A 26,516-nucleotide genomic window follows, 5' to 3' on the forward strand; every position below is an offset into this window, starting at 1 on the left:
AAGATCCTGCCCCCATGAAACTTGCCACCTACAAAGACGGCTCGCGCGACGGCCAGCTGGTTGTCGTCTCCCGCGACCTGGGCACAGCCCATTATGCGACCGGCATTGCCAGCAAACTCCAGCAGGTGCTGGACGACTGGAACTTCCTTTCGCCCCAGTTGCAGGACCTGTACGACCAGCTCAACGCAGGCCGCGCACGCCACGCCTTTCCTTTTGATCCGCAGCAATGCATGGCACCGCTGCCCCGGGCCTACCAGTGGGCGGATGGCTCTGCGTACATCAACCACGTCGAACTGGTGCGAAAAGCGTGCAACTCCGAAGTGCCGGCGAGTTTTTACACCGACCCCCTGATGTACCAGGGCGGCAGCGATGACTTCATCGGCCCCTGCGACGATGTGGTGGTGCCCAGCGAGGCCATGGGTATCGATTTCGAAGCCGAGATCGCCGTGGTCACCGGCGACGTGAAGATGGGTGCCAGCCCCGAGCAGGCGCTCGATGGCATCCGCCTCGTCATGCTGGCCAACGACGTGAGCCTGCGCAACCTCATTCCGGCCGAGCTGGCCAAGGGCTTCGGCTTTTTCCAAGCCAAGCCCGCCACCGCGTTCAGCCCCGTGGCCGTGACGCTGGATGAACTGGGTGATGCCTGGGACCACGGCCGGTTGAACCTCGTCGTGCAGTCCACCTGGAATGGCCGCAAGGTGGGCATGTGCGACGCCGGCCCGGAGATGACTTTCCACTTCGGCCAGCTCATCGCCCATGTGGCCAAGACGCGCAACGTGCGCGCCGGCTCCATCATCGGCAGCGGCACGGTCAGCAACAAGGGCGTGGAGCAGAACGGCCGCACCGAGTGGCCCCGGGGCTACAGCTGCATCGCCGAAAAGCGCTGCATCGAAACCATCCAGGACGGCCAGCCCAGCACGGAGTTCATGAAGTTCGGCGACACCATCCGCATCGAGGTCAAGGGACCCGACGGCGTCAGCATCTTCGGCGCCATCGACCAGGCCATCGCAGCGCCTGCGGACGCGTGAGTTGCAGTGAAAATCTGAGTGAAATATGGCTTTAGCGCTTTATTCATGAGTGCTAATAGCTATCGTAATAATAGCGTTTTTGAGGGCAACCCTCCTACGGCGCACGGCCCTGCCGCTGGATAAACCAGGCCAAGGCCACATCGGTGGAAGGGCTGTGCTTTGGGGGACTAGACGACCGGTCTAATTGCGGCACAATGTACGCCGTGATCACCGAACAGCAACCCCCCGTCAAGCACCACATCCTGCGCTGTGGCGAGCGCTTGGTTGCCGCCAAGGGCTTCGTCGGCGTCGGCCTGGCCGAGATTCTGGCGGCCGCGGGCGTGCCCAAGGGCTCGTTCTACCACTACTTCGGCAGCAAGGAGCGCTTTGGCGAAGCGCTGCTGGCGCAGTACCTGGAGCGCTACCTGGCGCAGCTCGATGCGCTGCTGCAGCCTGACGATGCCGGCACGCCGGCGCGGGCACGGCTGATGCGCTACTGGTCTTACTGGAATATGTCGCAGTGCGGTATAGCCACCGCCGGCGCGCCGGCCGAGGGTTGCGCCGACGAAGCTGCAGGCGCCAAATGCCTCATCGTCAAGCTCAGCGCCGAGGTGGCCGACATGTCCGAGCCCATGCGTCTGGCGCTGCGCCGTGGCACCGACGACATCGTGCAGCGCATCGACCAGTGCCTGCGCGATTGCCAGACCGAGGGCGCGCTGCCTGCCAGTGCCAACACTGCGGCGCTGGCGTTGACCTTGTACGAACTGTGGCTGGGCGCCAGCCTGCTGGCCAAGCTGCGGCGCGATGGCTCGGCGTTCGACCATGCGTTGCACAGCACCGAGCAGCTGCTGGGCGCGGCTGCGGCCTGAGAGACCGCCCATGCGCTCTGGCCCGCACCGCTGCCTCAGTCTCCCGGTACTTCTCCATCCGCCCACCGCCCTGCCGGTGCCTTTGTTCACCCCGCCCCCTCCATTCACCCACGAAGGATTGCCATGCTGAATTTTGACTTCCATAACCCCACCCACATCGCCTTTGGCAAGGGCCGCGTGGCCGACCTGGCCACGCTGGTTCCCGCCGCAGCCAAGGTGCTGATTTTGGTGGGCGGCGCCAGCGCCGAAAAGACCGGCACGCTCGCAGAGGTGCGCGCCGCGCTGGGTGAGCGCCAGCACGCCACCTTCAGCGGCATCGAGCCCAACCCGAGCTACGAAACCTCGATGAAGGCCGTGGCGCAGATCCGCGAGGGTGGCTTCGACTTTCTGCTGGCCGTGGGCGGCGGCTCGGTGATCGACGCGGTGAAGTTCATCGCCGCCGCCGTGCGCTTTGAGGGCGATGACGCCTGGGCCATCCTCGAAAAGCGCGGCCGCAACATCACGCAGGCCGTGCCGTTCGGCGCGGTGCTTACCCTGCCGGCCACGGGGTCGGAAATGAACAACGGTGGCGTCATCACGCACCGCGGCAAGGGTGCCAAGCTGGCCTTCAGCAGCGTGCACAGCTTCCCGAAGTTCTCGGTGCTCGACCCCACCAAGACCTACACGCTGCCACCGCAGCAGCTGGCCAACGGCGTGGTCGATGCCTTCGTGCACACCGTGGAGCAGTACCTGACCTACCCCGTCAACGCCCCCGTGCAGGACCGTTTTGCCGAAGGCATTTTGCAGACGCTGATCGAGATCGGCCCGCGCCTGCTGACCGCGCCCGAGCCCGTGTACGACGACCGCGCCAACCTCATGTGGGCGGCCACCATGGCGCTCAACGGGCTGATTGGCGCCGGTGTACCGCAAGACTGGGCCACGCACATGATCGGGCACGAACTGACGGCACTGCACAACATCGACCACGCGCGCACCTTGGCCATCGTGCTGCCCGCATTGCTCAACGAACGCCGCGTGCCCAAGCGTGAAAAGCTGCTGCAATTCGGCGAGCGGGTGTGGGGCATCACCACCGGCACTGACGATGAACGCATCACCGCCGCCATCGAGCGCACGCGCGCCTTCTTTGAAAGCATGGGCATCGCCACACGCCTGTCGGGCTACGGCCTGGGCGCGGACACCATCGACACCGTGGTGGCGCAACTCGAAGCGCATGGCATGGTGCAACTGGGCGAGCAGCGCGAGGTGACACCGGCGGTGAGCCGGCGCATCCTCGAAGCCGCGCTGTAAGCAGTTGGTAGCCCCCTGAAGACAACCGTTTACCAAGGACATGACATGCCAAAGATATTGATGGTTCTCACCTCCCACGACCAGTTGGGCAACACCGGCGCCAAAACCGGCTTCTGGCTGGAAGAGTTTGCCGCGCCGTACTACGTGTTCAAGGACGCGGGCGCAGACGTGACCCTGGCCTCGCCCCAGGGCGGCCAGCCGCCGCTGGACCCCAAGAGCGACGACCCTGGCGCGCAGACCGACGCCACGCGCCGCTTCAAGGCCGACGCCGCCGCGCAAAAGCAGCTGGCCAGCACCCAGCGCCTGGCCGACGTGAATGCCTCCGACTACGACGCCGTGTTCTACCCCGGCGGCCACGGCCCGCTGTGGGACCTGGCCGAAGACGCGCACTCCATCGCGCTGATCGAGGCCACGCTGAACGCCGGCAAGCCCGTGGCCGCCGTGTGCCACGCACCTGCCGTGCTGCGCCACCCCAAGGGCAAGGACGGCCAATCGGTGGTCAAGGGCAAGAACGTGACCGGCTTCACCAACACCGAGGAAGCCGCCGTGGGGTTGACGGATGTGGTGCCGTTTCTGGTGGAAGACATGCTCAAGGCCAATGGCGGCCACTACGCCAAGCTGGGCGACTGGCAGCCCTATGCGATCACCGACGGCCTGCTGATCACGGGGCAAAACCCGGCGTCATCCGAGCCTGCGGCGCATGCGCTGCTCAAGAAGCTGGGCTGACGACAGCAGCGTCAGATGCGGGCGACAAGGATTTGAATAAAAATGGGCTCTAGCGCTTATGCGGTAAGCGCTGGCAGCTATTGTTTTTGAGGCATTTTTGGGGCGGGTTCAGGCGTCCAAAGCCCCATGCCTATCAAGCCTTGAGCGGGGTGTCAGTCGCCTCCGGCTGGCTGCAGGCCTCGACCTGCACCAGGCAGTCGTAAAACGTCGGCGCCCGGCCCAGGTCGGTGAGGGCCTGGCTGGTGACCTGGTTCACGTTGGTGCCGTCCAGTCCCAGCTTGCGCCACCAGACGCCCAGGCCGTTGACCACGCCGGGGCGTGCGCGTCGCGATACCGCCGCGTGGCAACGGTAGCTGCCGCGGTCATTGAACACACGCACCACGGCACCGTCGTCGATGCCGCGCGCTTGGGCATCGTCGGGATGGAGCTCCAGCACCGGACGGCCTTCGATGGCGCGCAGGCTTTGCACGTTGACGAAGGTGGAGTTCAAGAAATTGCGCGCGGGCGGCGAGATCATGGCCAGCGGGTAGCGGGCCGAGTTGCCCTGCAGCTCGTGGTTGGGCAGGTGGTCCGGCAGACCGTCCAGACCCTGCGCGGCCAGGCGGGCGCTGTAGAACTCGCACTTTCCACTCGGCGTGGGAAAGCCGCCCTCGGCAAACGGTGCATCGGGCAGCGCCAGCGTGGCAAAGCCCTGCGATTCGAGCAGCGCGTAGTCCACCGCGTCGCCGAAGGCCTGGCGGCACAGGGTTTCGTCGCTGTCGGCAAAACAGGGCTCGGTGAAGCCCATGCGCGCGGCCAGGTCGCGGAAGATCTGTGCATTGCTGCGGGCCTGGCCCAGGGGTTCAATAGCGGGGCGGTTGAGCAGCACGTCGGTGTGGCCGTAGCTCAGATGCACGTCCCAGTGCTCCAGCTGCGTGGTGGCGGGCAGGATGAAGTCAGCGTAGTCGGCCGTGTCGGTCTGGAAATGCTCCAGCACCACGGTGAACAGGTCTGAGCGCGCAAAGCCCTGAACCACCTTGCTGGAATCGGGCGCCACGGCCACGGGGTTGCTGTTGTAGACCACGATGGCCTCGACCTTTGGGCCGAAGGCTGGCGAGGCGTCGCGCAGCAGGGCGTCGCCGATGGTGGACATGTTGATGGTGCGCGGTGTGTTCGCCGGCATCAGGTCGGGCCGCTGCAGCACCGCGCGCTGCGCCGGGAACTGGCCCGAGCTCGACAGCAGCAGGCCGCCCGCGCGGTGGCGCCAGGCGCCCGTCAGCGCGGGCAGGCAGGCGACAGCGCGCACGGCGTTGCCGCCGCCGCGCACGCGCTGCATGCCGTAGTTCAGGCGGATGGCTGCGGGCTTTGTGGTGCCGTAGTCCTTGGCGAGCTGGCGGATTTGCTCGACCGACACGCCGCACACCTCGGCGGCGCGCTCCGGCGGCCACTGCAGGGCGCGTTCGCGCAGTTGTTCCCAGCCCAGTGTGTGGCGGGCGATGTAGTCGTGGTCGATCCAGTCGTGGGCGATCAGCTCGTGCATCAGCGCCAGTGCCAGCGCGGCATCGGTGCCGGGGCGCAGCGCAATGTGCTCGTGGCATTTGTCGCCGGTTTCGGTCTTGCGCGGGTCGATGCACACCAGCCGCGCTCCGTTGCGTTTGGCCTGCTGGGCGTAGCGCCAGAAATGCAGGTTGCTGCCAATCGAATTGCTGCCCCAGATCAGGATGAGCTGCGCCTCGGCAAAAAACTCCACCTTCATGCCCACCTTGCCGCCCAGCGTCTGCACCAGGGCCTCGGCGCCAGCCGATGCGCAGATGGTGCGGTCGAGCTGCGACGCACCCAGGCGGTGAAAGAAGCGCCGGTCCATGCTCTCGCCCTGCACCATGCCCATGGTGCCCGCGTAGCTGTAGGGCAGGATGGCCTCGGGGTTGCGCGCTGCGATGGCCGAAAGCCGTGCCGTGATGTCGTTCAGCGCCTCGTCCCAGCCAACCGGGGTGAACTGCCCGCTGCCCTTGGGGCCGCTGCGCTTGAGGGGCGTGAGGATGCGCTCGGGGTGGTAGCTGCGCTCGGTATACCTGGACACCTTGGTGCACAGCACGCCATCGGTGTGCGGGTGGTCGGGGTTGCCTTGCACGCGGGTGGCCACGCCGTTGTCCACCGTGGTCAGCAGGGCGCAGGTGTCGGGGCAGTCATGCGGGCAGGCGCCGCGCACCTGCACCGGCGCAGACCGTGGCGTATTTGCAGCAGAAGACATGGGCATACCGTGGGTTGATCGCTAAACTGGCATACAGGGCTGGTGTCGGAGTGCAGTCTTGCGTCCGATCCAGGGAGACTGCCTACCGGCAGCGCAGAGGGGATTGCCCTCGATTCACAAGAGCATAGATTTCACCATGAACCAAACGGCAATAGGGCGCAGACAATTTTCGGTGGGCCTGGGCGCGGCAGCGCTGGGCGGTTTCAATCTGGCACGCGCGCAGGGCGAAGGCCGCATCGTGCTGGGGCAGTCGGCGGCCTTTACAGGTCCCGCCGCGCAACTGGGTATCCAGTTCAACCTGGGCGCCAAGCTGTATTTCGACCGGCTCAACGCCCAGGGCGGCGTAGGCCGGCGCACCGTGGAAATTCGCACCATGGACGACGGCTACGAGCCCGACCGCTGTGCCGAGAACACCCGAAAGCTGATTGCCGAAGACGTGTTTGCGCTGTTTGGCTACATCGGCACCCCCACCAGCCTGGCGGCGCTACCGATTTTCACCCAGGCCAAAGTGCCTTTTTTCGGCCCCTTCACGGGTGCCGAGGCGCTGCGCCAGCCGTTCAACCGCCTGATCTTCCATGTGCGCGCGTCGTATTACGACGAAACTGCACTCATCGTTCGCCAGCTCACCAACCTGGGTCTCAAGAAGATCGCCGTGTTCTACCAGAACGATGCCTACGGCAAGGCGGGGCTGGACGGCGTGACCAAGGCGCTGGCCGAACTCAAGCTCGCCCCGGTGGCCACGGCCACGGTGGAGCGCAATTCCACCGATGTGAAGGCCGCCGTGGACAAGCTGGTGCCCGCCATGCCCGACGCGGTGGTGCAGATCTCGGCCTACTCCGCGAGTGCCGCTTTTGTGCGCGCGGCGCGCAAGGCGGGCTTTGGCGGCACGTTCTACAACGTGTCGTTCGTGGGCACGCAGGCGCTGGCCGATGAACTGGGCAAGGACGGCGCAGGCGTGGTGGTGTCGCAGGTCGTGCCTTCGCCCTACCAGCCCTCGCGCCCGATCACGCGCGAGTTTCTGGAGGCTATCAAGAAGGGCGGCGACAAGGTGCAGGCCAACTATTCCAGCCTGGAAGGGTATCTGGCGGCCCGCGTTTTCACCGAGGGCCTGCGCCAGGCGCTTTCCGGCGGCAAGCTCAGCCACGACAGCTTCATTGCAGGCCTCGAATCCCTGGGCTCGCAGGTGATTTCCGGGTTTCCGGTGTCCTTCAGCAGCTCAGACCACTCGGCATCGAATTTTGTGGAAATGTCCATGCTGACCGGTGACGGGCGCGTGCGCACCTGAGCGGCGCCGCGCTGCTGCGCAGGCTCAGCCCAGGGCCTGCGTGCGCGCAAGTTTTTGCATGAACTGCTCGCAGCGCGCCAGCTGCGCCAGGCTCACATATTCATCGGGCTGGTGCGCCTGCTGGATGCTGCCCGGTCCGCACACCACGGTGGGAATGCCGGCGTTCTTGAACAGGCCGGCCTCGGTGCCAAAGGCCACCAGCGTGGTGCCGGGCTCGCCGCTCAGCGCCTGGGCCAGCCGCGTCACGGCATCGTCCTTGTTGCCGAGAAAGCTGGGGATCTCGCAGATCGTCTCGAACTCGAAGCCCGCGGCGGGTGCCACCCTCTTCATCGCGGGTTCCAGCGACCTGGCGTAGGCCACCACCTCGGCCTGCATCTGCGCGGCGTTGGCGGTGGGCAGGTCACGAAACTCATAGCGGAACTCGGCGTCGCGCGGCACCACGTTGTCGGCAATGCCGCCATGGAACTGGCCTACGCTGGCGGTGGAAAACGGCACGTCAAAGCCCGCAAAGCGCGGCTCGTTGCGCTCGAACCCCTCGGCCATGTCGCGCACCCGGCCCACCACGCGGGCGGCCATTTCGATGGCGTTGACCGAATGCGGCGTGAGTGACGAATGCGCCTCCTTGCCGCGCACGCAGCACTTGTATCGGTACACGCCCTTGTGCGCGATGGCGGGCACCATGCTCGTGGGTTCGCCCACGATGCAGGCCAGGGGCTTGATGCCTGCGTGGTGCAGGTCGGCAATCAGTTCCTTCACGCCAAAGCAGCCAATTTCTTCCTCATAGCTGAACGCGAAATGGATGGCGAACGGTGCATCGCTTTTCAGGAACTGTTCGGCCTGCGACAAGGCCACGCCGATGAACGCCTTCATGTCGGCGCTGCCGCGGCCATACAGGCGCGGCCCCTCGGGGCCGTCCTGCACCACCGCGCCCAGCGGGTCCACGCTCCAGTCCTGGCCGTCCCAGGGCACGGTGTCGGTGTGGCCCGAGAGAATCACCCCGGCGGGCTTGCCCTCGCCCAGCGTGGCAAACAGGTTGGCCTTGGTCTTGTCGGCATTGAAGCTCAGCCGGCTCTTGACACCCAGAAGGGCCAGGTGGTCGCGGATGAAGTGGATCAGCTCCAGGTTGGAGTGGTGGCTGACGGTGTTCATGCGCACCAGGGTTTGCGCAAGTTCGAGGGCGTGGGCAGAAATCATGGTGTGGGGCTGCAATCGGCCGCGTTGGCAGGCATCTGGATACCGGGCTAGACTGTCAATTCGTAAGGATGCACATCATGAACGTTATCGATTCCATCGTCACCCAGGCCGCCAGTATTGCAGCAGTGCGCCGCGACATCCATGCCCATCCCGAGCTGTGCTTCGAAGAAGTTCGCACCGCCGACGTGGTGGCGCAAAAGCTCACCGAGTGGGGTATTCCCATCCACCGGGGGCTGGGCAAGACCGGCGTGGTTGGCATCGTGAAAGGGCGCGATGGCGGCGCCAGCGGCCGTGCCATTGGCTTGCGTGCCGACATGGACGCGCTGCCCATGCAAGAGTTCAACACCTTTGCGCATGCCAGCCAGCACCACGGCAAGATGCACGCCTGCGGCCACGACGGCCACACGGCCATGCTGCTGGCCGCTGCGCAGCACTTTGCCAAACACCGCAATTTTGACGGCACCGTGTACCTGATTTTCCAACCGGCCGAAGAGGGCGGCGGCGGCGCGCGCGTGATGATGGAAGACGGCCTGTTCGAGCAATTCCCCATGCAGGCTGTGTTTGGCATGCACAACTGGCCGGGCATGAAGGCGGGGCAGTTCGCCGTGAGCCCGGGGCCCGTGATGGCGTCCAGCAACGAATTCAAGATCACCATCCACGGCAAGGGGGGGCATGCCGCCATGCCGCACACCGGCATCGATCCGGTGCCGATTGCCTGCCAGATGGTGCAGTCTTTCCAGACCATCATCAGCCGCAACAAGAAACCGGTGGATGCGGGCGTGATCTCGGTCACCATGATCCACGCGGGCGAGGCCACCAACGTGGTGCCCGACAGCTGCGAGCTGCAGGGCACGGTGCGCACCTTCTCCATCGAGGTGCTGGACATGATCGAGGCACGCATGAAACAGGTGGCTGAGCACACCTGTGCCGCGCACGATGCCACCTGCGAGTTCGAATTTGTGCGCAACTACCCGCCCACGGTGAATTCGGCCGCCGAGGCCGACTTTGCGCGCCAGGTGATGGCGGGCATCGTGGGCGAGGCCAACGTGGTGGTGCAAGAGCCGACCATGGGCGCCGAGGATTTTGCCTTCATGCTGCAGGCCAAGCCGGGCGCCTATTGCTTTATTGCCAACGGCGATGGCACGCACCGCGACATGGGCCATGGCGGCGGCCCCTGCACGCTGCACAACCCGAGCTACGACTTCAATGACGACCTGATTCCGCTGGGCGCCACCTACTGGGTGCGGCTGGCCGAGGAGTGGTTGGCAGCGGCCCGCGCCTGACCGGCGCAATGGCGCAGGTGCCCTGGCTTTTTCCACGGCCGGGTGCTCGTCTCTTCCCTTGGCATCCCGGCGCGCGCTCCTTCAGTCATCTGTTCAGGAAATCCCATGATCGGTATCGTCCAGGCGTTTGCTCCCACCTATGCGCGCGCACGCACGCAGTTTCTGGAGGCTGCCGCCACGTCCGGCCTGCCGATCGAATCGCACCGCCATCCGCTCCTGGGGCGCGATGGCGAAGACCTGGCCATGGATGTGGTTCGCGATGGTCCGCCAGACGCCGACAAGCTGCTCATCGTGAGCAGCGGCTGCCATGGGGTGGAGGGCTTTTGCGGCAGTGGCGTGCAGGTTTTTGCACTGCACGACCAGGAGTGGCGCAACCTGGCGCATGCGCAGGGCGTGGCCGTGCTCTACATCCACGCGCTCAACCCCTATGGGTTCTCGCACATCCGCCGCACCACGCACGAGAACGTGGACCTGAACCGCAATTTCCACGACTTCAGCCAGCCCCTGCCCGTCAATGCCGCCTACCGTGAAGTGGCACCGCTGCTGTTGCCCAATGCGTGGCCGCCGCAGGCGGACAACCTGCTGGCTGTGCAGGCCTATATCGCCGCGCATGGCGCAGCCGCCTGGCAGGCGGCCATCACGCGCGGGCAGCATGAGTTTGCCCAGGGCCTGTACTTTGGTGGCACGGCGCCAACCTGGAGCAACCAGACGCTGCGCGCGGTGCTGCGCCAGCACGGCAGCCGGGCCGCGCGCGTGGGCTGGATCGATCTGCACACGGGCCTGGGCCCCAGTGGTCTGGGCGAGCGCATCTACTGCGGGCCCGACGATGCCGTCGCCGTGCAGCGCACGCGCGACTGGTGGGCGGGCGGTGGCGCCACGCCCGTCACGTCGATTCATGACGGCTCGTCCACCTCGGCATTCCTTACGGGGCTGATGTGGACCGCCATCCAGGACGAATGCCCCCAGGCCCAATTCACCGGCATTGCCATGGAATACGGCACGCAGCCGCTGCAGGATGTGCTGCAGGCCCTGCGTGCCGAACACTGGCTTTATCTCCATCCCGAGGCCCCCGCCGAGCAAGCCGCGCACATCAAGGCGCAGATGCTGGCCGCGTTCTACACCGACACCGATGCCTGGAAGGGCCAGGTCATCAGCCAGGCGCGGCAGTCGATGTTCCAGGCGGTGCAGGGCCTGAGCAGGCACTAAGATGCAGCGCAGGTAAATTTTGCCGACACTGTTTTTTTCCAACTTTTCTACCAAGGACAAACGACATGGCCGACCTGAATGCCACTTTCGAAGCCGCTGTGGCCAATTCCAAGAACCTTAGCGAGCGTCCCGACAACGTCACGCTGCTGAAGATCTATGCGCTGTACAAGCAGGCCACGGCGGGCGACAACACCGAAAAGAAGCCCAGCTTCTCCGACGTCGTGGGCCGGGCCAAGTGGGACGCATGGGAAAAGCTCAAGGGCACCGGTCTTGACGCCGCCAAGCAGCAGTACATCGACCTGATTGAGTCGCTGAGCTGAAAGGGCAAGAGTCGATTCAGAAAGCAAAGCGGCTTCACGGCCGCTTTTTTCATGGGCGCCGGTGGCGTGGCAGTGCCTCAGTCGCGCCAGGTGACGCTGTCCCCCGGGGCTGCGCGCTGCGTGCGAAACCGGTTGGCCGGATGCGCCGGGTCGGCCATGCCAAACGAGATGCCGCAGACGATGCTGCGGTCTGTGGCAATGCCCAGCACCTCGCGCAGAACACGGGGGTAGGCGGCCAGCGCGGCCTGCGCAATGGTTGCCACGCCTAGGCTGTGCGCGGCCAGCAGAAAGTTGCCCACGTAGGCGCCACAGTCCACCGCGCCATACACGCCCAGGGCTTCGTCGCTGCTGACGATGGCCACATGCGGCGCACCGAACATGGTGAAGTTCTGGGCCGCCTGCCGGGCGGAGGCTTCGCGGTCACCCTTGGGAATGCCCAGGGCTTCGTAAAGGCCCCAGCCGCATTCGCGCCGCCGCTCCTGGTACACGCCGCGGTATTCGCGCGGCCAGGGCAGATCGGGCGCCGCAGGCTCGGTGGCCACATGGGCCTGCAGGGCACTGCGCAGGCGCGCCAGGGTGGCGCCGCTGGCGATGGTCAGCTGCCACGGTTGCGCATTGCACCACGAGGCCGTGCGCTGGGCGGCGGCCAGGATGCTGTCGATGGTGGGGCGGTCCAGTTCCTGCGGCAGGAACGCGCGGCAGCTGTAGCGGGTATGCAGTAGGGTGGACAGGGTTTCGTAGGCGGGCGTTGTCCCGGCGGGTGCTGCGGCAGGAGGTGGTGTGTGCATGGGTGTCATCTCAGGCTTTCCGGGCCGCCGCCTTGGCGGGTGCGCGGCTGGCGGTCTTGTGCTCCGCGCCATCCTGCGCGGGCGCTTTCTTTTTGGCTGGCGCGGTTTTGCGCGCAGCGGGGTGGGGCGCGTTGAGCAGCGCATCGAGCTGCTCGCCGATTTCGGCTTCGATGCGCGCCTTGAAGGCACCAAACAGGAAGCCCAGCTCGGCCTTCATTTCAAACTGGCGGGCATCCACCAGCAGCGTGCCTTTCACGCCGGCGCGGCTGAAATACAGGGTGTCCTGCGCATCGCCTTCTTCATACGTGCAGTCCATGTCGAACTTTTTCTCGGCCTTTTCGGCCCAGGACAGGCCGACGTTGCGGGCTTCGGCGAAGCCCAGGTGGTGTTCGCGGTGGATGTGGATGTCAGGCACCGGGGGGCTCCTTGGGTGGTGGTAGGGCGCGCAGGCTCTGGTGGCGTTGCGCTTCGGGCTGCTGCGCCAGTTGTCTGACGGCATCATAAAACCGGGGCCACTGGCGGCCCTCGCGCTCGAACAGGGCTTCGAACGCGGGCACCAGTTCGTCGTAGGCCGCCTGGGCGGCAAAGCTGGCATTGTTGGCCCGGGCCACCCAGCGGTCGTAACCCGCCAGCTGGGCGGCATTCACGGCGGCGGTGCGATCGCGCCGGGCCTGCAGCCAGGCGGTGCGCAGCGTGGCGTAGTCGCTACGAAACGCTTGCATTGCTTCAATTTTCATAGCTGCCAGCGCTTTCTCATCAAGCGCTAGAGCCTCTTTTTGCTCGTAAATTGCTGACAGCCGCGCCCGGGTGGCGCGCGTCAGGGCACGGAAGGCGCTGCGTCGTTCGCTGCTTTCGGCAAAGGCCGCGCGGGCCTCTGGGCTGGCCTCGGTGGCCAGCCACTGCGCGCTGCCCAGCCGCTCCACCGCCGTGGCAAACGATTCGTTGAACAGCGTGTCGCCCTGCGCATACACCACCTGGTGAGCCAGTTCGTGGAACAGCAGGCGCACAAATTCGCCCTCGGGCCAGGCGATGAAGGTGGAGAGCAGCGGGTCACCGCCGGCCCAGTTCATGTAGCCCAGGGTGGAGTAGGCGGGCACGCCATACACCTCCACTTCCAGGCCTTGCCCGGTCAGCTGCGCGGCCTCGGCCCGCGCGTCGGATTCGGCAAAGTAGCCGCGGTAGCCAATGCAGCCCGTGACCGGAAAGCACCAGCGGTGCAGCGTGAGCGCATAGGGCGGCGCGGCCACCACATTCCAGACGGCGTAGGGGCGTTTCAGGTCGGCATAGCGGCGGTAGCTGGCGTTGTCGGGCAGGCCCAGCTCGGCCACGGCAAAGGCGCGGGCGCGCTGCGCCAGTTGCAGGCGCTCGCGCAGTGCGGGGGTGATGTCGGTGCGGGCGATCCACTGGTCGATCGGCTCGGCCGCCCGCATGATCTGCAGGTGCCCCTGTGCGGATTGCCAGTAATAGCCCAGCGTGCTGCCCTGGCTGGCGCAGCCCGGCAGCGCCAGCGCCAGCAGGAACAGCAGTACAAGGCGTTGCAGAAACGAAAGTGGCATGTCGGCAAGGAAAACGGGAGTGATCTGCAGTGTAGACACAAGGCCCGGCCAGGGTTCACTGCGGGCCTTGCCTGGCACCCGGTGCGGCTGGTTCCTAGAATGTGCCATGCCCCACGCTGCAGCTGGTGCCGGGCAGCACCGGTCTATTGCCGCTACCACGACCATGAATGGGGGTTCCCAGTGGCATGTCCAATGACGCACGTTTGCCCCCATTGTCAGAAGCGCGGCGTCAGCAATGCAGCGCTTCGCTGGTCCACGCGAGAAGGTCCTGCGCAATGCGGCTACTGCGCAGGACTGTCCCATGTACTGGCCAGTACCTCCAGCGCCATTGGCGTGTTCACATGGATGACGCTGATCGGTGGCCTGGTGCTGGGTCTGGTGCTTTCATCCGTTGCGGTCGCCGTGGCGGGTTTGCTCGTGGCGGGCTTAGGCAATGTGTGGATGTGGCGCCGCTGCGAGTTGTTCCCGACAGAGAGAAAGGCCGCGCGAACGGCACAGCGTGTTGGCTGGGCGGCTGCGCTTTTTGCGGTGGTGATGGCGCTCTTCGGCTGACCCCACGAGCAGGGCGGTGCAGGGCCTTTGGCTATTGCCGCGCCACCGGCCGCAGCACCCACAACGCCGCCAGCGCCGCCACGCCCAGCAGCGCGGTGACCCACAAGGCCGCAGCGCCAACGCCATCGAGCAGCAGGCCAAACAGCAGCGGCGCAAAGGCCTGCGCCACGCGGGCGGGCACCATCAGGAGCCCCTGGCGCTCGCCATAGCCCGCTGGGCCGAACAGCACCAGCGGCAGCGTGCCCTTGGCAATGGTCAGGATGCCGTTGCCCGCGCCGTGCAGCACGGTGAACACCGCTGCTGCGGGGGCGCCCACCACCATCAGGATGGCTGCGCCTACCGGGTGGGCCGCTGCGGCCAGCTGGGCTGACAGCAGCGGGTGCATGCGGTGCAACAGGCCAAATTCGAGCAGGCGCGCCACGACCTGGGCGGGGCCCACCAGGGCTGCGATGGCCACCGCCGCCTGCAGCGAGGTGCCGCTGGCCTGCAGCAGGCGCGGCAGATGGGCGGCCATGGCCGTGCTGGTGAACCAGGTCACGGCGAAGACGAACGACAGCAGCACCGTGGTGCGCAGCGCGCGGGTGGCAGCGGCCGGGGCGTGTGGGGATGCATCTGCTGACGCTGCCTGCGATGCGGCCGGCATGGTGGTCATGGGGGCCGGTGTGTTTTGCGCGTTCGCTACGCTGTCGATGCGGGGCAACCAGCCATTGAGCGGCACGCCCGCCAGCAGGTGCAAGCCGGCCCAGCCAAAACATGCGCCACGCCAGCCCCATTGCACTTCCATCCAGGCCGACAGCGGCCAGCCCACGGTGCTGGCAAAGCCCGCAATCAGCGTGATGCCGGTGATGGCGCCACGGGAGTCCTTGCCGTACAGGCGCACCAGCGTGGCAAAGGCCGCTTCATACAGGCCCGAGCCCATGGCTACGCCCATCAGCACCCAGGCGGCAAACAGGCCGATGGGGCCCTGCGCGAGGCCCAACCCGGCCAGACTGGCGGCAAACAGCACGTTGGTGCCGACCAGCACCGAACGGCCGCCATGCCGGTCGATCGTGCGGCCCGCCAGCGGGCCCAGCAAGGCCGACACGATGAGCGCCACCGAGAACGCGGCAAACACCACGGACGGTGCCACACCCAGGTCGCGCGCCATGGGCACGGCCAGCATGGCCGGCAGGTAGTACGACGAGGCCCAGGCCAGGGTCTGCGCGCTGCCCAGGCGGGCCACTGTCCAGCGCTGCGAGGCGGGTCTCATGAGAGGGGGTGCACCACGCTGCGCAAGCTTGGGGTGTTATGGCTTGCTGGAGGGGCGGTCGGCCCCTGGGGCGCGCTGGCCGTTCGCAGCGATGACCACCTCGCCGTCTTCCTTGGTGAAGGCGCCTTGCTGGGGCTGGGGCAAGATGTCCAGCACCGCCTCGGACGGGCGGCACAGCCGCGTGCCCAGCGGCGTGACCACGATGGGGCGGTTGATGAGGATGGGATGTTGGACCATGGCATCGATGAGCTGCTCATCCGTCACGCCGGGGGCACCCAGGTTCAGCGCGGTGAACAGGGCTTCCTTGCTGCGCACCGCATCGATCACGGGCCGGCCCGTGGCAGCGATCAGCGCCACCAGGGTTTCGCGGCGCGGCGGGGTCTTGAGGTATTCAATGACCTCGGGCTCCACGCCGCTGTTGCGGATCATGGCCAGGGTGTTGCGGGAGGTGCCGCAGCGCGGGTTGTGATAGATGGTGATGGAGGTCATGCGTCGGCAGTGTGTCAGCGCGAGCGTGCCATGGCAATGGCGTGTTCAGAGGGGCCAGCCGGGCAGCTGCTGCAGGGTGCGCAGCAGGTTGCGGCCAGCGTCGTCCAGGGCGTTGTTGTTGTGCACTTCCACGGCGGCGACGTGGGGTGGAGGCTGAAAGGCCGCTGCCCGCTGAACGCGTGCGTCGATCTGCTCTGCCGTCTCGCGGCCCCGGGCCGTCAGGCGCTGGCGCAGAACCTCGGGGCTGGCGGTGATGTGCACGGCGACCAGTTCCGGGCATTGTTGCAGCGCCTGCGGCAAGTAGGCGCGCGAGCCATTGACCAGCACCCATGCGCGTCTTGACAAGGGTGCCAGTTCAGCGTGCCGCACGCCATAGTGCAGGCCATTGGCTTGCCAGTGCAGCGCAAAGGCCTGGGCGTCGCGCAGCCGGGCGAAGGTGGCTTCATCCACGCTTTCGTGCGCCTCGCCACCGGCTGGGGCGGCGCGGCTGACGGTGCGCCGTGCCCAATGCACCGCGCTGGAGGCGGGCAGATGCTGGCGCAACCAGTCGAGCAACGAATCCTTGCCCGCGCCCGAGGGGCCCATGCAGTACACCAGCCGCCCACTCATGCGCCCATCTCCAGGTGGTCCAGCAGCACAAAGTCGGCGCCCGGAGTGGGTTCGGCAAACAGCGCCAGGCTGTTGAACTGCAGGGGCGGCAGGTCGGCAAAGAACTGCTCGGCGGCATCGTGCACCAGGGCCTGGGCGTCGACATGCACCTCGCTCAAGGGGCCGGTCAGCGACATGTGAAAGCGGAACTCCTCCAGCACAAACGGGTAGCCCCAGCGCTGCAGCAGCTCGTCCTGCCGGGGTGTCAGGCCGCCCGCGCGCCGCCGGGCGAGTTCGGCCGGGGGCAAGGGGGCCACCAGCGGCTGCAACTTCGTCACGCAAGCGGCGGCGGCCTGATGGATGGGCGCCTGCGCGGCAGCGGATGCCGTGGGTACCAGCGCCAGAAAGTCGTCAAGGCGCTCGACCTGCATGGGCGGCAGTGTGAACGGCTGCAGACCACTGGCGATGGCCTGCACAGCCTGGTGCAGCGTGGCCCAGTCCACGCCCGGCGTCAGCATAAATGGCGCCTTGAGCGTGCCATGCCAGCCATAGCGTCGGGGCGCTGCCGTGAGGCGGTGCAGGTCATCTTTGGTTACGCCTGCAATGTCCAGCTGGGGCAGCGGCTGCAACTGCGCCGCGCAGCGGCCCAGCCAGTGGCTGCCTGCCAGCCAGCCGAGGGTGCCGGGTGCGGGGGCGAAATACACCGCATAACGGTGCGCGGTGATGGGTTCAGTGCTCATCGTGGGCAATGGTGAGTTTGACGCGGTCGCCCGCAAACCAGGCGCGCGCCCATTCGATGGGCACGCCCTGAGGGTCGACGTTCAGGCTCTCCACCAGCAGCACGGGGCGGCTGGCGGGCTGGCGCAGATCGGCGGCCACCTGGGCATCTGGCAGATCGGCGGTGATGCGGCTTTCGCGGCGGGTGTAGTCGGCCACGCCATGCGCGGCAAAGCCTGCCGTGATGGAGCCGGTCGCGCGTACCACGGCGGTCAGGCCCTCAAAGCGCGGCAGCGGGAAATAGCGCTCACTGACGTGCAGCGGCTGCCCTTGTGCCTCGCCCAGCACGCGCAATGCCAGCACCTTGCTGCGCACAGGCACCTGCAAGGCCTTGGCCACCGTCACCGTGGCGGGCAGTGCTTGTTCGTGTAGCACCACCAGGCTGCCGCGCAGCCCCGCCTGCGCCAGACCCTGATGGTGCCGCGTGCGCTTGCCCAGCACCAGGTCCACCGCAAAGTCTTCGACATAGGTGCCGCTGCCCTGTGTGATGCGTACCAGGCCCTGCGTGCAAAGGCTGGCCAGTGATCGGCGGATGGTGTGGCGGTTCACGCCGAATTGCTCGGCCAGCGCGTGCTCGGACGGCAGGCGCTGGCCCGGGGCATAAATGCCGCTGCCAATGGCCTCGGCCAGTTCGGCGGCAATGCGCGTCCAGAAGCTGTCGCGGACGGGGCGTTGCGGTGCGTTCGACGCAATCGAGGGAGAAGTACTGGCTGTCATGAAAGCTACACGAGCGCTCTTTAAGCTGGCGCGAGTTGTTCAATTTGTCTATACAACTTTCAGGGTATCACTTTCATGTTTCAAGCCTTTGACAACCCCGGTGCTGGCAGACCGTTGCAGCGGGCGCAGTGGATGGCCTTGCTGGCCCGTGCGCCGCTGGACCTGCTGGAGCCCGCGCTGTGCGACCACCTGTCGCGCCCCGCCCGCTGGCTGCGCGCCCCGGAAACCGGGTTGATGATGGTGCAAGGCCGTGCCGGCGGCACCGGCGAGCGTTTCAACCTGGGGGAGGTCACAGTCACCCGCTGCGCGCTGCGCGTGCAGGCCGAAGGTGCCGAAGCCACCGTGGGCGTGGGCTATGTGCTGGGGCGCTCGCAACGCCATGTGCATCTGGCTGCGCTGGCCGATGCCCTGCTGCAAGACCCCGCGCATCAGCCGGCACTGGATGCCGCCCTGCTGGCGCCGCTGCGCCGCCATCTGGCAGACCAGCAGGCCGAGCGCCGCGCGCGCGCTGCCAGCACGAAGGTGGAATTTTTCACGGTGGCGCGCGAAAGCGGTGCCGATGACGAGGAGGAATCGGAATGACAGCCCACACCTTGTCCGCACTGGGTGCGGATTTTTCCAACGAAGCCCTGGGCAGCCAGGCCGTGTTTCGTGCCGTGCTGCAGGCGCTGTCGCAGCCCGGCAAGCCGGTGCGCGTGGACCACGATGCACAAGTGCCCGCAGTGGGCCACAGCGCTGCGGCTGCCGCCTTGCTGGCCCTGCTCGATAGCGATTGCTCGCTGTGGCTGTCGCCGCGTCTGGCCACCAGCAACGCAGGGCAATGGCTGCGCTTTCACACCGGTTGCCAGTTGGTGAACCTGCCGGAGCAGGCGCGCTTTGTGTGGGTGGCAGCGGGCGACGCCATGCCGCCCCTGCACGCCCTGGCACTGGGCAGTGACGCCTACCCGGATCAGTCGGCCACCTGTGTGCTTGATGTGGACGCGATGGACGCCGATGCGGTTGCGCACGGTGCCTGGCGCCTGCGCGGCCCCGGCATCCGTGATGTGCAGCACTTGCGGGTGAGCGGCCTGCCAGCCGACTTTGAACGCCAGTGGGCCGACAACCATGTGGCGTTTCCGCGCGGGGTGGACGTGCTGCTGGCCACCGCGAACCACCTCGCGGGACTGCCCCGCACCACCCGCATCCCTTCTGCCGTGGAGGCCTGAGCATGTACGTTGCCGTCAAGGGCGGTGAAGCCGCCATTCTCAACAGCTACCGCCTGCTGGCCGAACAGCGCCGCGGCGACACCGCGCAGCCCGAGCTGTCGGTGGACCAGATCCGCCAACAGCTCAAGCTGGCCGTGGACCGCGTGATGACCGAAGGCTCGGTCTACGACCCTGAATTGGCGGCGCTCGCCATCAAGCAGGCATCGGGCGATCTGGTCGAGGCCATCTTTTTGCTGCGCGCCTACCGCGCCACGCTGCCGCGCCTGGGCAGCACCTGCCCGATCGACACCGCGTGCATGGTGCTGGACCGGCGCATTTCCGCCACCTTCAAGGACCTGCCCGGGGGGCAGGTGCTGGGCCCTACCTACGACTACACCCAGCGGCTGCTCGACTTCACGCTGCTTGCGCAGGGTGACGTCCCGGCCATGCCATCGACCCAGGTTGCAGACATGGCCGCGCCGCCAACCACACCGCGTGTGGTGGACCTGCTGAACCAGGAAGGGCTGATCGAAACCCGCCCGGTGCCCCCGGGTGACCCGTTGCCCAAGGACCTCACGCGCGAGCCGCTGCGTTTCCCGGCCGACCGCGCTACGCGGTTGCAAAACCTGGCGCGCGGCGACGAGGGCTTTTTGCTGGCCATGGCGTATTCGACCCAGCGCGGCTATTCGCACTCGCACCCCTTTGTCGGCGAGGTGCGCCTGGGCACGGTGGCGGTGGAGATTGAACCCGAGGAACTGGGCTTTGCGATCGATATCGGGGATATCGAGATCACCGAATGTGAAATGGTCAACCAGTTTGCCGGCAGCAAGACCAGCCCGCCGCAGTTCACGCGTGGCTACGGCCTGGCGTTTGGCCACAGTGAGCGCAAGGCCATGGCCATGAGCCTGGTGGATCGCGCGCTGCGCGCCGACGAACTGGGTGAGCCCATCGAGTCGCCCGCACAGATGCAGGAGTTCGTGCTCTCGCACAGCGACAGCCTCGAAGCCTCGGGCTTCGTACAGCACCTCAAATTGCCGCATTACGTGGACTTCCAGTCGGAGCTGGAGCTGGTGCGCAAGATGCGCGCCGCTGCCGGCGCGGCCACTTCCGATTCCGTGCCAGGAGACGATGCATGAACGCGCCCCAACAGCCCGACTTGAGGCCCGCCGAGATGCCTGATGTGACGGAACCGACTGCCGACGCAGCGCCCGCCGATGGCCACTTCAACTTTGCCTACCTGGACGAGCGCACCAAGCGCATGATCCGCCGCGCCATCCTGAAGGCGGTGGCCATCCCCGGTTACCAGGTGCCGTTTGGCTCACGCGAGATGCCGCTGCCCTATGGCTGGGGCACGGGTGGCATCCAGGTGACGGCTTCCATCATCGGCCCGCAGGACCGCCTCAAGGTGATTGACCAGGGCTCGGACGACACGGTCAATGCGGTCAATATCCGCCGCTTCTTCGAACGCACCACGGGTGTGGCCACCACCACGCGGACCGTGGAGGCCACGCTGATCCAGACGCGCCACCGCATCCCCGAAACACCGCTGACCGAAGGCCAGGTGCTGGTGTACCAGGTGCCGGTGCCCGAGCCCATGCAGCGCCTGGAGCCGCGCGAGACCGAAACCCGCACCCTGCACGGTCTGGCCGAGTATGGGCTGATGCATGTGAAGCTTTATGAAGACATCGCCCGCTACGGCCACATTGCCACCACCTACGACTACCCGGTGCTGGTCAATGGCCGCTATGTGATGTCGCCGTCGCCCATTCCGAAGTTCGACAACCCCAAGATGCACATGAACCCGGCGTTGCAGCTGTTTGGGGCCGGCCGGGAAAAGCGCATCTACGCCGTGCCGCCGTACACCCCGGTGGAAAGCCTGGGCTTTGACGATCACCCGTTCGAGGTGCAGCGCTGGGATTCCGCCTGCGCGCTGTGCGGTGCCACCGACAGTTTCCTCGACGAGGTCATCACCGACGATCAGGGCAGCCGCATGCATGTGTGCTCGGATTCGGACTATTGCCAGGAGCGCCAGTGCACCCGGCAGGGCGAAGCGTCCACGACCTCTGGCGCAGCGGAGGCCCCATGAGCATCACCATCCGCGAGGCCTCCGAGGCCGACCTGGAAGACATTCTGGCGCTGTACGAAAGCATCGAAGAAAACCCGCAGCTGGTGCTGTCCCTGGAAGAGGCCCGCGCCATGCTGGCCCAGTTTTCCCGTTACCCCAGCTACCGCCTGTGGGTGGCCTGTGACGCGGCCAGTCGCGGTGCCGTGGTGGGCAGCTATGCACTGCTGGTCATGCACAACCTGGCGCACCGGGGCGCGCCTTCGGCCATTGCCGAGGACGTGGTGGTGGCGGCGGGGCGGCAGGGCCAGGGCATCGGGCGCCAGATGATGGCCCATGCGGTGCAGCAGGCGCGCGACGCCGGTTGCTACAAGCTCGCCCTCTCGTCGAACGCCAAGCGCGTCGCGGCCCACGCCTTTTATGAATCCCTGGGCTTTGCGCGGCACGGCCTCAGCTTTGTCATCGAGACCTGAAGAGACCTGCGATATGGAAACCCCTGATTCCCAATCCCCTTTGCTGAGCGTGCGCGGCATCTGCAAGCGCTATGGCGAGCGCGTGGCGCTGCAGGACGCATCGTTTGACCTGTGGCCTGGCGAAGTGCTGGCCGTGGTCGGCGAATCCGGCTCGGGCAAGTCCACCCTGCTCAATGCGATTGCAGCGCGCAGCGCGCCCGATGCGGGCAGCGTGCAGTTTTGTGGCCGTGACGGTGCCCTGCAGGACGTGTTTGGCATGACAGAGGCCCAGCAGCGCCTGCTGGCCCGCACCGACTGGGGCTTTGTGCACCAGAACGCGGCGGACGGCCTGCGCATGGAGGTGTCGGCCGGCGCCAATGTGGGCGAGCGCCTGATGGGCCTGGGCGAACGGCACTATGGCCGCCTGCGCGCCACGGCCATGGAGTGGCTGCAGCGCGTGGAGATCGATCCGGCCCGCATCGACGATGCGCCCCGCACCTTCTCGGGCGGCATGCGCCAGCGCCTGCAGATTGCCCGCAACCTGGTCACCCAGCCGCGCCTGGTGTTCATGGACGAACCCACCTCGGGCCTGGATGTGTCGGTGCAGGCGCGCCTGCTGGACATGTTGCGCCAGCTCACGCGGCAGATGCAGCTGGCCGCCATCATCGTCACGCATGACTTGGCGGTGGCCCGCCTGCTGGCGCACCGCATGGTGGTGATGCAGCGCGGCCGCGTGGTCGAGTCGGGCCTCACCGACCAGGTGCTGGACGACCCGCAACACCCTTACACCCAGCTTTTGGTTTCTTCGGTACTGCAGCCATGAACAACTCCCCCATTCTTCAGATGAAAGGGGTGGCCAAGCGCTTCACCCTGCACCACCAGAACGGCATCGAACTGCCCGTGCTGGGCGATGTGGACCTCGCCGTGTGCCCCGGCGAATGCGTGGTGCTTGACGGCCCCTCGGGGATGGGCAAGAGCACCTTGCTCAAGATGGTCTATGCCAACTACCGCGCCAGCGAAGGCAGCATCACCGTGCGGTCGGCCAGTGGCGCACTGGTGGATGTGACCCAGGCCACGCCGCGCGCGCTGGTGCAGCTGCGACGCGACACCATCGGCTACGTGAGCCAGTTTTTGCGGGTGATTCCTCGCGTTTCGGCACTCGATGTGGTGGCCGAACCGCTGGCCGAAGACGCCGCGGGTGACCGCACCGCGCTGGAGGCTGCGCGTGAGCAGGCGCGCCAATGGCTGGTGCGTCTGCGCATTCCCGAGCGCCTGTGGCATTTGCCCCCGGCCACGTTCTCCGGCGGCGAGCAGCAGCGCATCAACATTGCCCGCAACATGATCAAGCCCAAGCCGCTGCTGCTGCTCGATGAGCCCACGGCCTCGCTCGATGCAGCCAACACCGAAACCGTGATTGCCCTGATCCGCGAGGCGGTGGAGCGCGGTGCCGCCCTGGTGGGCATCTTTCACGACGTCCATGTGGGTGCGGCCGTGGCTACGCGCCGCGTGAATGTGGGCGACTTCCGGGGGGCGCCCGCATGACGGCCACCGTCTTCACGAACGCCCGCCTGGTGTTGCCAGGCGAGGTGGTTCAGGGTACGTTGCGCGCAGAGGCCGGGCGCATTGCGTCGGTGGATGCCGGCGCGACATCTGCGCTGCAAGCCTTCGACCTGGAGGGCGACTACCTGCTGCCCGGCCTGGTGGAGGTGCACACCGACAACTTCGAGCGCCATCTCATGCCCCGCCCCAAGGTGCAGTGGGCCGAGATGCCCGCGCTGCTCGCGCACGACGCCGAGATTGCCGCGGCCGGCATCACCACCGTGCTGGACGCGCTGGGCGTGGGCGAGGCCGACGCGGACAGCCTGCGCGGCAGCGCCTGGAATCGCGTGCTTGACACCATAGCCATCTGCACCGAGCGCAAGCTACTGCGGGCCGACCACCACCTGCATGTGCGCTGCGAGCTGCCCGCGCCCAACACCATCGACCTGTTTGCGCCGTTCCACGGGCACCCGCGCCTGTCGCTGATCTCGCTGATGGACCACACGCCGGGCCAGCGCCAGTGGGAAGACATTGAACAGGCACGCACTTACTACACCGGCAAGAAGGGCTGGAGCGCGGAAAAGTTCGAGCGCCAGGTGGAGCACGCTGCCACGCTGCAGGCGCAATACGCAGAGCCGCACCGCGCATATTTCGTGGATTACTGCCGCACGCACGGCATCTCGCTGGCCAGCCACGACGACACCACGGTGGCGCATGTGGAACAGGCCCATGCCGAAGGGGCCGCGATGTCGGAGTTTCCGACCACGCTCGCGGCGGCCCGCGCCGCCCATGAGCGCGGCCTGCTCACCGTGATGGGCGGACCCAATGTGGTGCGGGGCGGCTCGCACTCCGGCAACGTGGCGGCGGCCGACCTGGCACGCCAGGGGCTGCTGGACATTCTTTCGTCCGATTACGTGCCCGGCAGCCTGCTGAGCGCCGTGATGCGCCTGGTGCACGACGGCATCCTCACCTTGCCGCAGGCGGTGGCCACGGTCACGCGCAACCCGGCCCGGTCGGCCGGCATGGCAGACCGGGGCGAGCTGGCACCGGGGCTGCGGGCCGACCTGGTGCAGGTGCACATGGCCGAACTGCCCGATGGCTCACAGCAGGCGGTGGTGCGTGCCGTGTGGCGCGAGGGCATGCGGGTGCTGTGAGGGCCGATGGGGTGGCCCGTTTGCCGTCCCGTTTGACACCCAAACTTCTTGCAACTGTCAAAACCGTGTCATGAGGCAGCCAGACACTTGGTTGTCTAGACGACTTAAGGATCCTGTGATGTCCACAGCGCTTCGCATCCAGAAACTGAACAAGCATTTCGCCAATGGCAAACATGCCTTGCGCGACATCAACCTCACCGTGCAGCGCGGCGAGATGGTGGCTTTGATTGGCGCCTCGGGCTCGGGCAAGTCGACGCTGCTGCGCCATGTGGCGGGGCTGGTGGTGGCCGACAGCGCCAGCGACTCGCTGATCGAGGTGGACGGCCGCTGCGTGCAGCAGGGCGGGCGCATTCACCGCGACATTCGCCAGGTGCGGTCGCAGGTGGGTTTTGTGTTCCAGCAGTTCAACCTGGTCGATCGCCTGCCGGTGCTGATGAATGTGCTGGTCGGGCTGCTGCATCGTACGCCCCGCTGGCGCGGCTGGTTGCGCATGTTCAAACCGCACGAACGGGCGCTGGCGCTGGAGGCCCTGGCCCGCGTGGGCATTGCCGATTGCCACGCGCAACGCGCATCCACCCTGTCGGGCGGGCAGCAGCAGCGGGCGGCCATAGCCCGCACGCTGGTGCAGGGCGCCAAGGTGGTGCTGGCCGACGAGCCCATTGCCTCGCTCGACCCCGAGTCGTCGCGCAAGGTCATGGACATCCTGGCGCGGATCAACCGCGAAGACGGCAGCACCGTCATCGTGTCGTTGCACCAGGTGGACGTGGCCATCAAATACTGCCCGCGCGTGGTGGCGCTGCACCAGGGCCGTGTGGTGTACGACGGCCCGTCCGCCGCCCTGACACCAGACCTGCTGCGCGCGCTGTATGGCGTGCAGGCCGACGAGATTCTGGTGGGTGCCAGCCCGCTGGCGGCAGCCCCCGCCGCGCAACCAGCCAACGGCTGGATGCCGCCACTGGCACAGGTCGCCTGATTTTCCTTTTCACTTTCCAACCCCCGGGAGTTTTCATGATCAAGAAACTGTGTGCAGCCCTGGCCTTGGGCCTCGGCATGACGGGCGCCATGGCCCAGGACATCAACTTTGGCATCATCTCGACCGAAGCCACGCAGAACCTCAAGGCCGACTGGCAGCCGCTGCTGGACGACATGGCCAGGCAGACGGGCTTCAAGATCAAGGCGTTCTTCGCCCCGGACTACGCCGGCATCATCGAAGGCATGCGCTTTAACAAGGTGCAGGTGGCCTGGCTGGGCAACAAGTCGGCCATGGAAGCGGTAGACCGCGCCAACGGTGAAGTGTTTGCCCAGATGGTGAATGCCGATGGCACGCAGGGCTACTACTCGCACCTGATCGTGCACAAGGACAGCCCCCTGACCAGCCTGGACGACGTGCTCAAGAACGGCAAGTCGCTGAGCTTTGGCAATGGCGACCCCAATTCCACCTCGGGTTTTCTGGTGCCGGGCTACTACGCCTTTGCGCAGAACAAGATCGATGCCAAGACACATTTCAAGATTGTGCGCAGCGCCAACCACGAGACCAACGCCCTGGCCGTGGCCAACAAGCAGGTGGATGTGGCCACCAACAACAGCGAAAACCTCGAGAAGATCAAGGAACGCCAGCCCGAGAAGTTCAAGGACATCAAGATCGTCTGGACATCGCCCCTGATCGCGCTGGACCCCGTGGTTCTGCACAAGGAAATGCCCGAGGCGACCAAGACGAAGATCAAGAATTTCTTCTACAACTACGCCAAGACCGATGCACGCGAGAAGGAGATCGTGATGAAGCTCTCCAAGCTCTCGGGCTTCAAGCCATCGACCAATGCTCAGCTCACCCCCATCCGGCAGCTCGACCTGTTCGGCAAGCGCAACAAGATCGAATCCGACGCCACGCTGGCTGACGCCGACAAGAAGACCCGCCTGGCCGAAATTGACCAGCAACTGGCGTCCCTGAAGTAACGCCAACTGCCGGCACGAACTGCAGCCCTCCGCCGCCCCGAGTATCCCC

At 66.5% G+C, this 26,516-nt stretch carries 29 protein-coding genes; 19 read left to right on the top strand and 10 right to left on the bottom strand.

The annotated features are described in order from the left end of the window. Nucleotides 1-14 precede the first annotated feature (14 nt). The 4 genes from CBP34_RS01855 (at nucleotide 15) to CBP34_RS01870 (ending at nucleotide 3,889) form a co-directional block, all read left to right on the top strand. On the top strand, nucleotides 15-1,028 hold the full coding sequence (locus tag CBP34_RS01855) for a fumarylacetoacetate hydrolase family protein (RefSeq protein ID WP_094097115.1): 1,014 nt from the start codon (nucleotides 15-17) through the stop codon (nucleotides 1,026-1,028). Nucleotides 1,029-1,234: 206 nt separating this feature from the next. Continuing rightward, on the top strand, nucleotides 1,235-1,876 hold the full coding sequence (locus CBP34_RS01860; RefSeq protein WP_094099014.1) for a TetR/AcrR family transcriptional regulator: 642 nt from the start codon (nucleotides 1,235-1,237) through the stop codon (nucleotides 1,874-1,876). A gap of 123 nt (nucleotides 1,877-1,999) precedes the next feature. Then, nucleotides 2,000-3,163: an iron-containing alcohol dehydrogenase gene (locus CBP34_RS01865; RefSeq protein ID WP_094097116.1), complete on the top strand. Its 1,164-nt coding sequence runs from the start codon at nucleotides 2,000-2,002 to the stop codon at nucleotides 3,161-3,163. Nucleotides 3,164-3,208: 45 nt separating this feature from the next. Next, nucleotides 3,209-3,889 carry a type 1 glutamine amidotransferase domain-containing protein gene (locus CBP34_RS01870; RefSeq protein WP_094097117.1) on the top strand — a complete coding sequence of 227 codons (681 nt, stop codon included), beginning with the start codon at nucleotides 3,209-3,211 and terminating at the stop codon, nucleotides 3,887-3,889. 133 nt (nucleotides 3,890-4,022) lie between these two features. On the opposite strand, the gene CBP34_RS01875 is transcribed toward CBP34_RS01870, so the two are convergent. Beyond that, nucleotides 4,023-6,125: a molybdopterin-containing oxidoreductase family protein gene (locus tag CBP34_RS01875; RefSeq protein WP_094097118.1), complete on the bottom strand. Its 2,103-nt coding sequence runs from the start codon at nucleotides 6,123-6,125 to the stop codon at nucleotides 4,023-4,025. 130 nt (nucleotides 6,126-6,255) lie between these two features. Here CBP34_RS01875 and CBP34_RS01880 point away from each other — a divergent pair, with 130 nt between their 5' ends. Beyond that, complete coding sequence (locus CBP34_RS01880) at nucleotides 6,256-7,404, top strand: ABC transporter substrate-binding protein (protein WP_094097119.1); 1,149 nt, start codon at nucleotides 6,256-6,258, stop codon at nucleotides 7,402-7,404. Between the two features lie 24 nt (nucleotides 7,405-7,428). Here CBP34_RS01880 and argE read toward each other — a convergent pair whose 3' ends face one another. Beyond that, nucleotides 7,429-8,598 (bottom strand): acetylornithine deacetylase, encoded by a 1,170-nt coding sequence (argE, locus tag CBP34_RS01885; RefSeq protein ID WP_094097120.1) that lies wholly within the window; start codon nucleotides 8,596-8,598, stop codon nucleotides 7,429-7,431. Between the two features lie 77 nt (nucleotides 8,599-8,675). On the opposite strand from argE, the gene CBP34_RS01890 reads away from it, so the two are divergent. The 3 genes from CBP34_RS01890 to CBP34_RS01900 all read left to right on the top strand — a co-directional run bounded on the left by CBP34_RS01890 (nucleotide 8,676) and on the right by CBP34_RS01900 (nucleotide 11,407). Beyond that, the gene (locus tag CBP34_RS01890) at nucleotides 8,676-9,881 is read left to right on the top strand and encodes a M20 aminoacylase family protein (protein WP_094099015.1); all 1,206 of its coding nucleotides are present in this window, start codon (nucleotides 8,676-8,678) and stop codon (nucleotides 9,879-9,881) included. A 105-nt stretch (nucleotides 9,882-9,986) separates the two neighbouring features. Further along, a complete protein-coding gene (locus CBP34_RS01895) occupies nucleotides 9,987-11,087 on the top strand; it encodes a M14 family metallopeptidase (protein WP_094097121.1) in 1,101 nt (366 codons plus the stop codon). 65 nt (nucleotides 11,088-11,152) lie between these two features. Beyond that, nucleotides 11,153-11,407, top strand: coding sequence for an acyl-CoA-binding protein (locus tag CBP34_RS01900; RefSeq protein ID WP_024813151.1), 255 nt, complete (start codon nucleotides 11,153-11,155; stop codon nucleotides 11,405-11,407). A 77-nt stretch (nucleotides 11,408-11,484) separates the two neighbouring features. Here CBP34_RS01900 and CBP34_RS01905 read toward each other — a convergent pair whose 3' ends face one another. The 3 genes from CBP34_RS01905 to CBP34_RS01915 are packed head-to-tail and all read right to left on the bottom strand — an operon-like array spanning nucleotide 11,485 to nucleotide 13,751. Beyond that, a complete protein-coding gene (locus CBP34_RS01905; RefSeq protein ID WP_094099016.1) occupies nucleotides 11,485-12,195 on the bottom strand; it encodes a nitroreductase in 711 nt (236 codons plus the stop codon). A gap of 10 nt (nucleotides 12,196-12,205) precedes the next feature. Further along, nucleotides 12,206-12,610, bottom strand: a complete 405-nt coding sequence (locus CBP34_RS01910; RefSeq protein WP_094097122.1) for a polyhydroxyalkanoic acid system family protein — start codon at nucleotides 12,608-12,610, stop codon at nucleotides 12,206-12,208. Next, the gene (locus tag CBP34_RS01915) at nucleotides 12,603-13,751 is read right to left on the bottom strand and encodes an aminopeptidase (protein WP_094099017.1); all 1,149 of its coding nucleotides are present in this window, start codon (nucleotides 13,749-13,751) and stop codon (nucleotides 12,603-12,605) included. Before CBP34_RS01915 ends, CBP34_RS01910 begins: the two co-directional genes overlap by 8 nt. A 345-nt stretch (nucleotides 13,752-14,096) precedes the next feature. On the opposite strand from CBP34_RS01915, the gene CBP34_RS19555 reads away from it, so the two are divergent. Beyond that, nucleotides 14,097-14,303 (top strand): hypothetical protein, encoded by a 207-nt coding sequence (locus CBP34_RS19555; protein WP_094097123.1) that lies wholly within the window; start codon nucleotides 14,097-14,099, stop codon nucleotides 14,301-14,303. A 31-nt stretch (nucleotides 14,304-14,334) separates the two neighbouring features. Here the strand turns inward: CBP34_RS19555 and CBP34_RS01925 are convergent, their stop codons facing one another. Genes CBP34_RS01925 through phnF form a run of 5 tightly spaced genes read right to left on the bottom strand, consistent with a single transcriptional unit; the run spans nucleotide 14,335 to nucleotide 18,123 of the window. Then, nucleotides 14,335-15,552 (bottom strand): MFS transporter, encoded by a 1,218-nt coding sequence (locus tag CBP34_RS01925; RefSeq protein ID WP_094097124.1) that lies wholly within the window; start codon nucleotides 15,550-15,552, stop codon nucleotides 14,335-14,337. Between the two features lie 36 nt (nucleotides 15,553-15,588). After that, nucleotides 15,589-16,041, bottom strand: a complete 453-nt coding sequence (gene arsC / locus CBP34_RS01930) for an arsenate reductase (glutaredoxin) (protein ID WP_094097125.1) — start codon at nucleotides 16,039-16,041, stop codon at nucleotides 15,589-15,591. A 45-nt stretch (nucleotides 16,042-16,086) separates the two neighbouring features. Beyond that, a complete protein-coding gene (gene phnN / locus CBP34_RS01935; protein ID WP_094097126.1) occupies nucleotides 16,087-16,650 on the bottom strand; it encodes a phosphonate metabolism protein/1,5-bisphosphokinase (PRPP-forming) PhnN in 564 nt (187 codons plus the stop codon). Next, nucleotides 16,647-17,369, bottom strand: coding sequence for a DUF1045 domain-containing protein (locus CBP34_RS01940; protein WP_094097127.1), 723 nt, complete (start codon nucleotides 17,367-17,369; stop codon nucleotides 16,647-16,649). The genes phnN and CBP34_RS01940 overlap by 4 nt, the downstream gene beginning before the upstream one ends. Then, the gene (phnF, locus tag CBP34_RS01945) at nucleotides 17,359-18,123 is read right to left on the bottom strand and encodes a phosphonate metabolism transcriptional regulator PhnF (RefSeq protein WP_086911145.1); all 765 of its coding nucleotides are present in this window, start codon (nucleotides 18,121-18,123) and stop codon (nucleotides 17,359-17,361) included. The genes CBP34_RS01940 and phnF overlap by 11 nt, the downstream gene beginning before the upstream one ends. Nucleotides 18,124-18,198: 75 nt before the next feature. Between phnF and phnG the strand changes: the two genes are divergently transcribed. From phnG to phnD, 10 genes are all read left to right on the top strand, one after another. Continuing rightward, nucleotides 18,199-18,705, top strand: a complete 507-nt coding sequence (gene phnG, locus CBP34_RS01950; protein WP_094097128.1) for a phosphonate C-P lyase system protein PhnG — start codon at nucleotides 18,199-18,201, stop codon at nucleotides 18,703-18,705. Beyond that, a complete protein-coding gene (gene phnH / locus CBP34_RS01955; RefSeq protein WP_094097129.1) occupies nucleotides 18,702-19,328 on the top strand; it encodes a phosphonate C-P lyase system protein PhnH in 627 nt (208 codons plus the stop codon). Before phnG ends, phnH begins: the two co-directional genes overlap by 4 nt. Nucleotides 19,329-19,330: 2 nt before the next feature. After that, nucleotides 19,331-20,443: a carbon-phosphorus lyase complex subunit gene (locus CBP34_RS01960; protein WP_094097130.1), complete on the top strand. Its 1,113-nt coding sequence runs from the start codon at nucleotides 19,331-19,333 to the stop codon at nucleotides 20,441-20,443. After that, the gene (locus CBP34_RS01965) at nucleotides 20,440-21,393 is read left to right on the top strand and encodes an alpha-D-ribose 1-methylphosphonate 5-phosphate C-P-lyase PhnJ (protein WP_418134701.1); all 954 of its coding nucleotides are present in this window, start codon (nucleotides 20,440-20,442) and stop codon (nucleotides 21,391-21,393) included. The genes CBP34_RS01960 and CBP34_RS01965 overlap by 4 nt, the downstream gene beginning before the upstream one ends. Continuing rightward, the gene (locus CBP34_RS01970; protein WP_094097131.1) at nucleotides 21,390-21,842 is read left to right on the top strand and encodes a GNAT family N-acetyltransferase; all 453 of its coding nucleotides are present in this window, start codon (nucleotides 21,390-21,392) and stop codon (nucleotides 21,840-21,842) included. The genes CBP34_RS01965 and CBP34_RS01970 overlap by 4 nt, the downstream gene beginning before the upstream one ends. A 13-nt stretch (nucleotides 21,843-21,855) precedes the next feature. Continuing rightward, nucleotides 21,856-22,644: a phosphonate C-P lyase system protein PhnK gene (gene phnK, locus CBP34_RS01975; protein WP_094097132.1), complete on the top strand. Its 789-nt coding sequence runs from the start codon at nucleotides 21,856-21,858 to the stop codon at nucleotides 22,642-22,644. Continuing rightward, the gene (phnL, locus tag CBP34_RS01980; protein WP_094097133.1) at nucleotides 22,641-23,363 is read left to right on the top strand and encodes a phosphonate C-P lyase system protein PhnL; all 723 of its coding nucleotides are present in this window, start codon (nucleotides 22,641-22,643) and stop codon (nucleotides 23,361-23,363) included. The genes phnK and phnL overlap by 4 nt, the downstream gene beginning before the upstream one ends. After that, nucleotides 23,360-24,514, top strand: a complete 1,155-nt coding sequence (locus CBP34_RS01985) for an alpha-D-ribose 1-methylphosphonate 5-triphosphate diphosphatase (protein WP_094097134.1) — start codon at nucleotides 23,360-23,362, stop codon at nucleotides 24,512-24,514. Before phnL ends, CBP34_RS01985 begins: the two co-directional genes overlap by 4 nt. A 118-nt stretch (nucleotides 24,515-24,632) precedes the next feature. Further along, a complete protein-coding gene (gene phnC, locus CBP34_RS01990) occupies nucleotides 24,633-25,487 on the top strand; it encodes a phosphonate ABC transporter ATP-binding protein (RefSeq protein ID WP_094097135.1) in 855 nt (284 codons plus the stop codon). Between the two features lie 35 nt (nucleotides 25,488-25,522). Then, nucleotides 25,523-26,467: a phosphonate ABC transporter substrate-binding protein gene (gene phnD / locus CBP34_RS01995; protein ID WP_094097136.1), complete on the top strand. Its 945-nt coding sequence runs from the start codon at nucleotides 25,523-25,525 to the stop codon at nucleotides 26,465-26,467. The last annotated feature ends 49 nt before the right edge of the window (nucleotides 26,468-26,516 follow it).

This window comes from Acidovorax carolinensis, from assembly GCF_002157145.1.
GTDB lineage: Bacteria > Pseudomonadota > Gammaproteobacteria > Burkholderiales > Burkholderiaceae_C > Acidovorax > Acidovorax carolinensis.